The sequence below is a fragment of the Mariprofundus sp. KV genome (assembly GCF_013387475.1).
Taxonomy (GTDB): Bacteria; Pseudomonadota; Zetaproteobacteria; order Mariprofundales; family Mariprofundaceae; genus Mariprofundus.
In genome coordinates this window covers 153,030-166,137 of record NZ_VWNB01000003.1, presented here as the reverse complement: position 1 = coordinate 166,137, position 13,108 = coordinate 153,030, and the positions used below count along the sequence as shown (strand labels likewise).

Annotated in this window: 6 protein-coding genes and 1 pseudogene; 2 read left to right on the top strand and 5 right to left on the bottom strand. The window is 48.8% G+C overall.

Features of this window, described 5'->3' with window-relative positions:
• The 4 genes and pseudogenes from F3F93_RS12580 to F3F93_RS03570 form a co-directional block, all read right to left on the bottom strand.
• On the bottom strand, positions 1-858 hold the full coding sequence (locus F3F93_RS12580) for an ion transporter (protein ID WP_176957790.1): 858 nt from the start codon (positions 856-858) through the stop codon (positions 1-3).
• A gap of 83 nt (positions 859-941) precedes the next feature.
• A complete protein-coding gene (locus F3F93_RS03580) occupies positions 942-4,898 on the bottom strand; it encodes a PAS domain S-box protein (protein WP_176957789.1) in 3,957 nt (1,318 codons plus the stop codon).
• A 181-nt stretch (positions 4,899-5,079) separates the two neighbouring features.
• Positions 5,080-5,574, bottom strand: a pseudogene (locus F3F93_RS03575) (adenylosuccinate synthetase); the annotation flags it as partial.
• A 130-nt stretch (positions 5,575-5,704) separates the two neighbouring features.
• Positions 5,705-7,582 carry a DEAD/DEAH box helicase gene (locus tag F3F93_RS03570; RefSeq protein ID WP_176957788.1) on the bottom strand — a complete coding sequence of 626 codons (1,878 nt, stop codon included), beginning with the start codon at positions 7,580-7,582 and terminating at the stop codon, positions 5,705-5,707.
• Between the two features lie 186 nt (positions 7,583-7,768).
• On the opposite strand from F3F93_RS03570, the gene F3F93_RS03565 reads away from it, so the two are divergent.
• Both F3F93_RS03565 and F3F93_RS03560 read left to right on the top strand, forming a co-directional pair.
• The gene (locus F3F93_RS03565; protein WP_176957787.1) at positions 7,769-10,057 is read left to right on the top strand and encodes a PAS domain S-box protein; all 2,289 of its coding nucleotides are present in this window, start codon (positions 7,769-7,771) and stop codon (positions 10,055-10,057) included.
• A gap of 94 nt (positions 10,058-10,151) precedes the next feature.
• Complete coding sequence (locus F3F93_RS03560) at positions 10,152-10,505, top strand: DUF1456 family protein (RefSeq protein WP_176957786.1); 354 nt, start codon at positions 10,152-10,154, stop codon at positions 10,503-10,505.
• A 30-nt stretch (positions 10,506-10,535) separates the two neighbouring features.
• Here the strand turns inward: F3F93_RS03560 and F3F93_RS03555 are convergent, their stop codons facing one another.
• Positions 10,536-13,043, bottom strand: coding sequence for a PAS domain-containing sensor histidine kinase (locus F3F93_RS03555; protein WP_241696941.1), 2,508 nt, complete (start codon positions 13,041-13,043; stop codon positions 10,536-10,538).
• Positions 13,044-13,108 lie beyond the last annotated feature (65 nt).

The following is a 13,108-nucleotide window of genomic DNA, read 5'->3' as shown; positions in this document are numbered from 1 at the left end:
TTACTCTCTCTCTTTATCCTCAGCATCCATATCGTCCTCATCCTCATCCAGCTGTTTATAGCCACAGTGAGGGCAGTAACGGAACTCAGGAGCCATTGATTTTTCGCAGCTCTGGCACTTCACACCATGATGGACAGCGCGGGCAATTTTTATCGAAACCACACCGGTGACTGCCGCAAACATACAGATACCAACCACCATCAGGCAAATTGCGACAACGCGTCCGGCAAGCGTGTTAGGAACCACATCGCCATAGCCCACCGTCGTCATCGTCACAATACCCCACCAGGCACCTTCAAAAGCACTTTTAAATGTTTCAGGCTCTATGGTGTAGATCAGGTTACCAGCCAGAATTGCTCCCAGTGCAATACAACCGAACACCATCAGCAGCATCTCCATCGTATCGCGCATGCTTGATATAAACAGACGCATGGCACGCAGGTAACGCACCAGTTTAAGCAGACGCAAAACTCTCAGCATTCTGATTGCAACATTGGGATCGCCAATCAGTAGCATGGGAAGGATCGACAGCAGATCAACAATTCCGTAAAAGCTGAAGATATAGGCGCGGGCACTTCTGGCTGCATAACAGCGTGCCGCAAACTCAATGGCAAAGAGGCCTGTAACAATCATTTCAAGCTGCTGGATTCGTTCAACCCACGCCTGCTCAAGATCAGGCATGGTACCCATCATGGAAATCAGCACGCTGACAACAATCAGTATGGTGATATTCAGGTTTACAGTACGCCCGGTTTTGCTGTGCACATCAAATAGCATGGTATTGAGAACATTACGAAAAGGGCTCGCATGTTTCTGCTGAGAAAAGGCTTTTTTTGATGACCTGGCATCTAACCTCATATCACCTCCGATGCTGCTTTATCGGTTCAGCATCCAAACAGATGCATCATACCACGCGTTGGCTCAAAAAGTCATTCACGGCCTCATGGCCTGGCATCCAGCTGCTCTCTGATCAGCTGACTCAACGCTGAGATAGCAAAAGGTTTGGAGATAATCATCTCATCTTTAAATGCCTCATCATCAGCCTCTGCACTGGCCTTGTTATAACCGGTTGCAAACAGTGCTTTTACATCCGGATTGATCTGGCGAATCTGTTTCAATGCTTCAAAGCCACCCATGCCCGGCATCACAACATCAAGAATTAGCAGATCAATCTTATCTGGATCGGCGCTGTAGAGCGCTACTGCCTCCAGTCCATCTTTTGCCATAAGAACCCTGTAATTCAGCCCCTCAAGCACATCCTTGCCAACATTCAGCACATCCTCATTATCATCAACAAGCAGAATCCTTTCGCCCCTGCCTTCAACTACGGTATCTTCGCCATAATCCAACGCCTGCTCTGCCTTCTGGTGAACCAGTGGCAGATAGATTTGCATGATAGTTCCCACACCGTCTTCACCCGGCGTGGTATAAATCCAGCCATTATGCGTCTTCACAGCACCGTAAACCATTGCCAGACCAAGCCCTGTACCCTTGCCCTCCTCCTTGGTTGTAAAAAACGGTTCAAAAATGTGCGCTCGATCTTCAGCAGCGATCCCACAACCATTATCTATCACACGGATGCAGGCATATTCACCCCCCTTAAGCTGACCGCGCACTGCCTTTTCGGGTTCAGCAATTTTCTCTTGCGTCAAAGCAATCGTAATCTGTGGGTTCTCTACACCTTCAACTGCATCACGGGCATTATTAGTCAGATTCAGGATCACCTGCTGCAGCTGATTGAGATCGCCACGCACCTTTAAGCCAAGATCATCAAGCTGCTGATGCAGAGTGATACTCTCCGGAATCGAGATGCGATGCAGCTTAATCACCTCTTTCAGGAAAGGAGCCAGCGTAAACACGCTCATATTTACAACACCCTTGCGTGAGAAGGTGAGCAACTGCTGGATTGTGCCCGCCGCAGAGAATGCCAGCTTCTCTGCACTCTCAAGTTTAGCCAGCACCTCCGGCTGTTCGGATTTGGCTCGCGCCAGATAGAGGTTGCCTGCAATGCCAGCCAGTGAATTATTAAAATCGTGTGCAATACCACCAACCAGCGTACCGATCGCCTCCATCTTCTGCGATTGATGGAACTGGCGCTCCAGGTCCTCATACTCCTTCAGATTCTGCTGCACCCCGACATAATGGGTAATCACTCCCTCGCTGCTTTTAATCGGGGATATGGTCACCAGAGCCGGATAGAGCGAGCCATCCTTGCGCTTATCGGTTACCCGCCCCTGCCACACCTCTCCAGCAGTTAATGTGGCCCACATCGACTCATAGAATTTGCGATCATGCTTGCCACTTTTTAACAGGCGTGGATTCTCACCAATCACCTCATCAAAACTGTAGCCAGTGATCTCGCTAAAAGCAGGATTGATATACTCAATCACTCCCTCTCTGTCTGTGATCACCACACCTTCACCAGCCTGCTCTACAGCCTGAGAGAGCTTATCCAGCCTCATCGTCACCTCTCTGCGCTCAAGCTCACTGGCAGCTCTTGCTGCAACAATTTTCATCACATCCTGAGCATGTTCAGGAAAATGGTTTCTTTTTTTTGAGAGCGCACAGAGAAGACCAAGAACTTCGCCATCATTACTCTTCAAAGGCTCACCGATATAACCCTCTATCTGCATCGTGATGAGATCTTCATCTTGAGGAAATAGCTGCATCGCATTTTCCGGATAGCTGCAATAGCCGTCTTTAATAACATTTTTACAAGGCGTATGGGCCAATGCATAGGAGTAGTCTTCAACAAATTTATCACCAACTCGCATAGCAATGGCCTGCACATGCTCTTCATCAACCAGTCGACTGAGAATCACAGCGTCAGCTTCCAGCCACTGCTGCAGAGTTGTCACTGATGATCTGAAAAATTCATCTCCTACATATCGTGATGTTGTTTCAACCAGAGCCTGAATAGTTTTTTCAGCCATGATACGATCTGTCACATCTTCGCCGGAAGAGAGAAGGCCTATGATCTCCCCTTCACTATTTGTCATCATTGTATTATGAAATGCGATGATTCTGTGCTCACCTGATTTGGTAACTACAGGATTCTCATAGTAGTAGAGTGGCGGGACCTCTCCTGTGATAATTTCCTTAAATACAGCGCTAACCTCTTCAACCACATCAGTCGGCAGACAGGTGTCAAACCAGTTTTTATGCAGCAGCTCATGCTCTTCAAAGCCCAGAATCTCCAAGCCTTTGCGATTAATCAGTGTCACATTGCCCTCAACATCCAGGGCCACCATCATCACACCGGCAATATCAAGATACTTCTGTGCCAGATTCCGCTCTCTCAGAACAAGTTCATCAGCCTCGCGACGTTCAGTAATATCACGTGCTATCGCGTAAATTGTTCCATCTAAGCCCGGTGCAGAGACCCACTCCAGCCATCTGTATGTTCCATCTTTGCAGCGGTATCGATTGGTAAATTGAAAAACTTTTATGCCTTGAACGAGAGTAGCTTGGGCCTCCTCCGTATTCTTCCTATCTTCCGGGTGCACATATTCGACATAAGGTCTGGAGAGCAGCTCTTCATCTGAATACCCCAGAATATTGCTCCAGGTGTTATTAATCTTTTTGAAGTAGCCATCCGGTGTTGCCACACAGACCATATCCGGAACAAGGTCAAAGAATCTCTCCAACTCATCCTTGGACTGGCCCACCAAGGCATCCAGAGCTTTACGGCGTGAGATATCCTCAACTGCAGAGATGAAGTAGTCCGCTTCGCCACTCTCTTTACGCACCAGTGATACGGTGAGATTAATCCAAACAGTCGAACCATCCTTACGGAAATAGCGCTTCTCCATGCTGTATTGATGAATCTCTCCAGACAGCATCTGCTCAACAAAATGCAGATCAGCATTGAGGTCATCGGGATGGGTAATATCCTGAAAGGTGAGCTTTAGCAGCTCATCATTACTGTAACCAACAATATCACAAAGTGCCTGATTCACGCGAATCCAGGAACCGTCCGGAGCCACATGCGCCAACCCAATCGCCGCCTCGGCAAAGGTGGCAGCAAAACGGGTTTCACTCTCCAGCAGCTCCTGCGTTCTCAGCGCCACTTTTCGACGCAACGTCAGATTCCAGATTGACCCGACCAGGATAATGCATGCCAGGATAAACAGCCCTATCAGGGCATACCTTATAAGCTGACTCTGCTCCTTTTGACGGGGATCAATATGCCCAAACCACTTGTCATAAATTTGATCATATTCTCCACTGGCTTTAACCAATACAAGACCATGTTCAAGGTGTGCCAGAAGCTCTGAATCACCTTCATGAACGGCAAAGGCGTAACCTTTACCATAGGACTCAAGCGGTCCGCCAAAGGTTTCAACATTATTAATACCTAACTCATTCAACAGCAGCAGACCGGAGAGTTTGGGGGCAATGACAAAATCGTGTCTGCCTGAAGAGAGCAGCTGAAAGGCATCAGCCAGAGTATCGGTTAAGATGATTTTATCAGTGATGGCGCTGAATTTGACATACTCATGCGTTGAATCAGAACGCATGACAATCACCTCTTTGCCACGCAGATCATCAATGGCTTTGAACTCACTGCTACCCTTTCGTACAAAAGCGACAGCATGGCCAATAATATGTGGTTTGGAAAAGTCGAAATATTTTTCACGTTCAGTGGAGTATGCTACCAGAGGCAGAGCATCAATTTCACCGCGTTCCAGCTTGGCCTTCACCTCACTCCACGGGCCGACCTGAAACTTGATCTTTAATCCCACCGCTTCTGCAACAGACTTGATCAGGTCAACCGAGAAGCCATCGGCATTGCCATCTTTATCTACCGTAGCATAAGGGGGATAATCCAGTTCACTTCCGACGAGAATCTCTTGGTGATCTGTATGGGATTGAGCCGCAAAAGGGTTGAATAGCATCAGGATACCTAATGCTATTAGAGCTGCTTTAAACAGTCTGGAACATGCAAATTCTTTGCAATAAGAAGAGATCATTTCAATAGCGCACTCCGACCTGCAAACAGGTTAGAATATTGCAGCAAAAAGTGTGCCGCTTTTCAGAGCGGCACACTTTTCAATGAATTATAGAAACTCTCTACTATCAGAGATGAATGATGTGATTGCGATCAGGACCTGTGGAGAGCATTATCACCGGGCAACCACACACCGATTCAATGCGCTTAAGAAGTGCCACAGCATTGGCTGGCAGCTGATCCATGGATGTCGCGCCAAAGGTGTTCTCACTCCAGCCCGGCAGTGTCTCATAAACCGGGGTTACTGCATCCAGTTCAGAGCAGCAGGCTGGAATAGATTTCAGCAGCTCACCATTTAGCTCATAACCGGTGCAGAGTTTCACCTCATCAAGGCCATCGAGCACATCCAGCTTGGTAATCGCCAGACCAGTAACACCGTTAATACGCACGGCGTGCTGAACAACCGGGGCATCAAACCAGCCGGTACGGCGCGGACGACCGGTGGTAGCACCAAACTCATGCCCTTTTTCTGCCATATGCTTACCGGCATTTTCGGCATCGCACATCCCTTCAGCATTATACAACTCTGTCGGGAACGGGCCTGCACCAACGCGGGTGGTATAGGCTTTGCAGAGGCAGGAGCACCACTACAGGAAAATGTATTTAGACAAAGAGCAAACACTTCACTGCAAATGAATAAAAAAAGCCGCCCAGTCAGGACGGCTTTTTCGTTCTATATGTGAAAGAGGGTTATCACCTGCGAGGAGGTTTACCCCTGCCCTTAGGAGCAGCTCCACCACGACGCGGAGGGCGATCACCACCGCGAGAACCGGAGGGCCTGATATTACGTTTTTTGGCTGCAGGAGACCTTGGTGCTGAACCCTGTGAACCTGAATCAGTGAGGCAGGTCGCATCCAGCGTACGCCCGGCAACCCTGATCTCACGGAACTGTTTGAACAGCTCACTGGGCATACCTTCCGGCAGATCAACGGTACTGTGGTCATCCATAATATTGATTTTATCAATAAATTCAGACTCCAGCCCCATCTCATTGGCAATCGCACCAACAATATTGCCCGGCTTCACGCCATGCATCTCACCAACCTCAAGACGGTAGCGCGCCATACCCCTGTCAGGTTTTGGCCCGCTGAAGGTTCTGGCTACAGGTTTGTCTCGACGCGGTGCACGATCTGATGCGTGTTCAGTGGAATCAGCACGTTCAGGCCTTGGCCTTCTTTCGCCTCTGCTCTCATCGCGTGAATCATTTCGTTCGGCCCGTTCACGGGCTGCACGTATCGGCTGATCCTTAAGCAGCAGAGACTTATCACCCTGCGCCATTTTTGCCAGTGCGGCTGCAATCTCAATAGCCGAAACGTCATGTTCAGCCTGATACTTCTCTACGATGCTCGCAAACAACTCCAGACCTTCACTGGACTCCAGCGTCTCACTGATGCGCTGTTTGAACTCATCAATGCGCTTGTTATTGATATCTTCAGTTGTCGGCATGACATACTGCTCAATGGTCTGCTTGGTCGCCCGCTCAATCGCATAGAGCATACGCTTTTCACGCGGTGCTACGAAAAGAATCGCATCGCCCTTACGCCCTGCCCTGCCGGTACGGCCAATACGGTGCACATAAGGCTCAGTATCGTTGGGAATATCATAGTTGATCACATGCGAAATACGATCCACATCCAGTCCACGTGCTGCAACGTCTGTGGCAACGATAATATCGATCTGCCCCTTCTTCAGACGGTTGACTGTCGCTTCACGTGTTTTCTGGGTGATATCACCATTAAGTGCTGTTGCGGAGAAACCACGCGCTTCAAGCTTTTCAGCTATCTCTTCGGTCGCCGACTTGGTGCGCACAAAGATGATCATGCCATCAAATGGCTCTGCCTCAAGGATACGGGTCAATGCATCCATCTTCTGGCGGCCACTGGCAATCAGATAACGCTGGCGAATGGTTTCTGCTGTGGATGTTTTCACCTTCACGGTGACATGTTCAGGGTTATTCAGATGCTGCTCGGCGATCTTGCGAATAACCGGTGGCATGGTGGCTGAGAAAAGCGCGATCTGACGATTTGACGGAGTCTGCTCAAGTACCCACTTCACATCATCAATAAAGCCCATACGCAGCATCTCATCTGCTTCATCGAGCACAAGGGCGCGCAGGCCACCAAGATCAAGTGTACCACGACGCATATGATCCATCACACGACCGGGTGTGCCGACGACAACATGGACGCCGCGTTTGAGTGCGCGCAGCTGAATCTCATAGCTCTGGCCACCATAAATTGGCAGAACATGGAAGCCTTTCATATGTTTGGCATAGATCTGAAATGCCTCGGCAACCTGAATGGCCAGCTCACGTGTTGGCGCCAGAACCAGCAGCTGCGGAGAGCTTTTAGTCAAATCGATATGGGAGAGCATCGGCAGCGCAAAAGCACCGGTTTTACCTGTACCTGTCTGTGCCTGGCCAACCAGATCCCTGCCCTCTAATAGCAGTGGAATGGTCTGTGCCTGAATCGGAGATGGTGTCTCATAACCGACATCTTGAATGCCTTTAAGCACGTCGGGATTTAGATTCAGCTCGGCGAATGTGAGCTGATGTTGTTCATTTGTAGTCATTTAATTATATACCTGCGGAAATTACCGGCCGCGAAGAGTGCCTATAACTTGATGAATATACCATGAAATTAATAACTGATCGGTTTATCCGCCTCAACCAAGGCATGAAATTTGCTTGTATCTGTAAACTTTGGCAACCATAGTGAATGGATGCCGACCAACACATGGAAGTCACAGGGACAACACATGCGAAAGGATGACAAACAACCACAGTTTGATTCCATCAGCGAGTTAAACACGCTGCTCTTTGAGGTGATCAATGACGGAGTCATCATCGTCAATACTGAGGGGACAATTATTGAGTGCAATCCTGCCTTTCATCTGCGACTGGGATATGAAAAACAGGAGGTAATCGGCAAATCCGTCAAGCAACTCGATCCGCCGGAGTTTGCAGCCAAAGTCCCCCAACGAATGGAAGAGATTATTCAAAATGGTCATGCCGTTTTCGAAACAGCCCACTATCGCAGAGATGGCTCCGTGATGCCGATCGAAATCAGTGCGCGCATGGTAAATGTCGACAATGAAATCCTCTCTCTCTGCATTGTGCGGGATATCTCAGAACGCAAAAAAATGCATGCAGCACTGGATGAGAAAGAGCGGATGTATAGCACTCTGCTAAAAACCTCAGCTGATGGTTTCTGGCAAGCCGATAACCAGGGGCGCCTTGTTGATGTCAATGAAGCCTATATCCAACGCTCCGGTTACAGCAGGAAAGAGCTGCTTAGCATGCACATATCGGATCTTGAGGCCAATGAATCCTCTGAAGAGACGAAGCGGCATATCGAGAAAATCATCCGCACCGGGCATGACCGTTTTGAGACCTGGCACCGAACCAGACAGGGTGAGCTCTGGCCAGTAGAGGTTGCCACTACCTATCTTCCCAACAATGACGGCATGTTTTTCGTTTTCTGTACAGATATCAGTGAACGTAAACAGGCTCAGCAGGAGATAGCCGCCCAGCAGAAAGAGTTGAGTAAGCTGTCACAGGCTCTGCAGCAGGCTGGTGAAGGCATCATCATTACAGATCCGAATGGGCTAATTGAATACGTCAATCCCGCCTTTATCCAGAATACAGGTTACGCATTTCATGAGGCTGTCGGCCAGCCCACCTCCATACTTAAAAGCGACGCACAGGATCCGGCCATCTACCATGAACTCTGGCAGGCCATTTCAGCAGGCCATAACTGGGAGGGCACACTGATCGACCGCCGCAAGGATGGCAGTTTTTATCCGGCCATGATCTCTATTGCTCCGGTATTCAATGCACAGCATGAGATCATCCACTATGTCTCTATTCAGAAAGACATTACTGAGCTCAAGCAGATGGAAAACCAGCTGCTTCAGGCACAGAAGATGGAGTCGATGGGTACTCTGGTAGGTGGCATCGCCCATGACTTCAACAACATGCTGGCGGCTGTGCAGGGGAATATCTTTTTAGCTCTTAGAAACCTTCATGATCCACAAGCACTCAACAACAGGTTGAACACCATTGCAGCGCTGAGTGAACAGGCCAGTGGTGTAGTCAATCAGCTGCTCACATTTGCCAAAAAAGATATTGTTGAAATTGAAACCATCAATCTCAACAAGTTAATTAAAGAGGGTTTTACACTCGCTAAAAGCACCATTCCTGAAAGCATTCACCATCACCTGAGCATCTGTGATGAACAACTTAATATCGATGCCGATGCCACCCAGCTACAACAGGTGATGATCAACCTCTCCAACAACGCCATTGATGCCCTTGAACAGGTCAAGAAGCCTGAGATCATCTGGAGCCTGCAAAAGTTTCAGGCCACGGATGCTTTCAGACAGCAATATCCACAAGCCCATTCTGAACAATTCGCTAAAATCACTGTTCGGGACAATGGCAGTGGCATCAAGAAAAAGCATATTGAGGCTATTTTCGACCCGTTTTTCACAACCAAAGGGCCCGGCAAGGGCACCGGGCTTGGACTGGCGATGGTGTATGGCTCTATTCAAAGGCATGGCGGTCAACTTCAGGTAGAAAGTTCGCCGGAGCGAGGTACAACATTTCATATCTATCTGCCGCTGGTGCAGTCAGAGGTCAATATCGATCAGGTAGAGACTTCACAGGCTATACGAGGCAACGGGCAACGCGTTCTTCTGGTCGATGATGAAGAGAGCCTGCGACTGACCACGGCTGATGTATTACATGAACTGGGCTACAAAGTTTTCACGGCCAGCAATGGTGAGGATGCACTATCACAATATCTGGAGCATCAAGATCACATTGATCTCATTCTTTCAGATATTGTCATGCCCGGTATCGGTGGGTTGGAGCTGGCCAGAGAAATTCGCAAAATGAATGGACAGATCCCTATCATCCTCGCCACTGGTTATGATCAGGAGCACGTTTCTCCAGCCTCAGAGGAGATTGAGAACTGTCACATTCTGACCAAACCCTATTCACTTATCGGACTAAGTCAGATGATGCATGCAATGCTTCAATCCTAACCGTGCCAATAAGCGCCACAAGCAGGCGCGGCTATAGCATCGCCGGGATAGAAATTGCTGGCCTTCGTATAACCAGAGTGGTTACGCTTGGGACATGAAAAATAATGCAATCCTCAAAAAAATCACCATTGCCAACAATCTGAAACATTTCGAGATTAAAGAGATTTTCGAGCTGGGCGGCTTTGAATTCAGCAGCAGCCAGATCAAGGCCTTCATGGCCGGATCACAAAACAAGAACTACGAAAAGCTTTCCGATGAGCAGTTTGAGGCCTTTCTCAACGGCTTTATCCTCTACTCTCGCGGCCCGGTGGATGAGCCCACCCTGCTGCCGCGCACCATAGAAAGTTTCATCATCGGCCTTGTTGAATCAGGCAACACAGGTGCAATCGAAGAGATTCGCTGCCTGATTGAAGATGTGAATGATGAGATTGGAACTGCTGATGAGTGACTGGCTGGCTAATCTGGCAATCCTGAACCGTTAACCGTCCAGCTGTTCCCGAATCACCCTGCTCAGCATCTCAATATGGCACGGTTTGGAGAGAATCAGATAATCAGCGGATGGCATCTCACCCTTTAGTGCGTCCTCTTTGTCGTAACCGGTCGTAAAAATAACATTCACATCCGGATCAATAGTGCACATGCGCTCCACCGCTTTTACGCCACCAAGTCGAGGCATCACCACATCCATCAGGACACATGCAATACTCCTGTGGCTAGCAGCAAATATCTCTACAGCCTCCAGACCATCCGATGCCTCCAGGACTTTGTAGCCGATGCTCTCCAGCACCTCTTTGGTACTCTTTCGAATGTCGGCATTGTCATCGACTACAAGAATGGTCTCACCCCGACCACTAATAATGGCGTCACTATCTTCAGGGCTGGTTACAGACTGCTTCTCCTCCAGCAGTGGCAGATAGATGTAAAATGAGGAGCCCTCACCGGGTGAACTCTCCACGTCAACAATGCCACCATGACTTTCAATAGCACCATACACCATGGCCAGGCCAAGTCCGGTGCCTGTACCGACCTCCTTGGATGTATAAAACGGTTCGAAGATATGCTCCTGCTCCTCTTTGTTGATACCACAGCCGTTATCACTGACCGTCAGCCTTGCAAACAGCGTTCCACTCATGGATGGGTAGAGATGTTTAAAAGCTGCATCCGCCTCAAACTCATCAAGGGAAAGAGAAACCTGTGGTTCAGCAACCTTAGCCACTGCATCGCGGGCATTGTTAAGAAGATTGATCAAGGCCTGATGCAGCTGAGTCGCATCACCGTTCACCACCAACTCTTCCTGGCAAAAATGGGTCTTGAAGGTGATGTTTTCCGGGATACTAACCTCATTGATCTTGGATACCTCTTTGATAAATGAGGTCAGGCCAAAAGGTCGCATCTCCAGCACACCTTTACGTGCAAACATCAGCAGCTGCTTGATCATATCCGAAGCCCTGTAACTCAGGCTCTCTACTACCTCCAGACGGTGCACCACATCAGGAAAATCGCCCATCCGTTTTTTGGCCAGATAGAGGTTGCCGGTCATGCCTCCCAGCATATTGTTAAAGTCATGGGCTATACCGCCCACAAGCGTGCCAATTGCCTCCATCTTCTGCGCCTGCCGGAATTTATTCTCCAGCTCCTGATGGTCACTCATATCCTGCTGGATACCGACAAAGTGGGTAATTTCATGCTCCTCATTGAAGATCGGAGCAATCGACATCGATGCCGGATAGAGGCTGCCATCTTTGCGCCTTTCAATCAGTGTACGCTTCCACACCTCGCCACTGAGTATCGTCTGCCACAACTCCTCATAAAATGCCAAACTCTGCCTGCCACTCTTAAGAAGCCTGGGACTCTCCCCCATCACATCTTCAGCAGCATGCCCGGTGATGAGTGAAAATGCAGGATTCACATATTCAATGATCCCCTCTCTGTCGGTAATCACTATCGATTCACCAGCCTGTTCAATGGCCTGAGAGAGTTTACGCAGTTGATCTTCAGCTTTTACACGGGCAGTAATGTCATGGATAATCGAATAGAGAACCTTCTTGCCATTCCAGTGCAGAGGCCCTGAATAGACCTCAACATCCCTCTCTTCACCAGAAGCAAGCCTGTGTTGAAAGATGAAGTGATTCCGTCCCTCTGATTTCGCCTGCTGCATCTCAGCTGCGACCTCGGCATGAGAGAGCATGTTAATATCTGAGATAGTCATCGTCAGAAGTTGATCCAGACTGTAACCGTAGAAAGCTTCTGCAGCCCTGTTTGCTGCAATGATAGCTCCATCATCGGGATCGATAATCAGCTCCACACACCGATTGTTCTCAAACAGCTCTCTGAATCGGTTTTCGCTCTTTTCCAGCTCATCTCTCTGACGCTGACTCTCAAGTCGCAGGGAGATGTTTTGTGTGAAATTGTGGTGAATCCTTAGCGAACTGATCACCAGAATGATCCAAAACAGGAAAAGCATAAAACCCATGGCATAGGCCATAGGTGTTGCCTCGATAACAAAGCGCAGAGAGAGAGGTAAAACAGTCAGCGAGAGAAAAGTGAGAATAGGAAGTTTCTGTGGTGACAGTGAGGTGATCGCTCCGGCGCCCATACCACCTACAACAAAAGCCAGAAATACCTGATGAACAACAGACTGACTGGCAAACAGAAGTAGCGATGCAGAACCCCAGCAGATGCCAGCCAGAATTGTTCCTGCCGAAAAATAGCTACCCCAACGATGACTATTTTCGACTTTAGCCTGATCACGTTGATAAAAGTGACTAAGAAGCAACCTGCCGAATGTGGCAAGCAGCAGAACTGTGAGCCATCCGATCAGATAGTCGTGCCTGATAACATCCCACAGCATGAACGTTAAAATGGCTGCGTTAATGGTAGCTGCAAAGGAAGATGAGGCCATCGCCTTAAACAGAAGCGAGAGCTGTTCGGCCTTTATTGCCGTTTGCAGCGGTGACATTTCAGCAACCTCTTTGCTCTTCACCATCTCCAGACATCCACCTCGCTCAAATACTATTAAGCACTACTCCTAAGCATGCATCTGAATAGCAT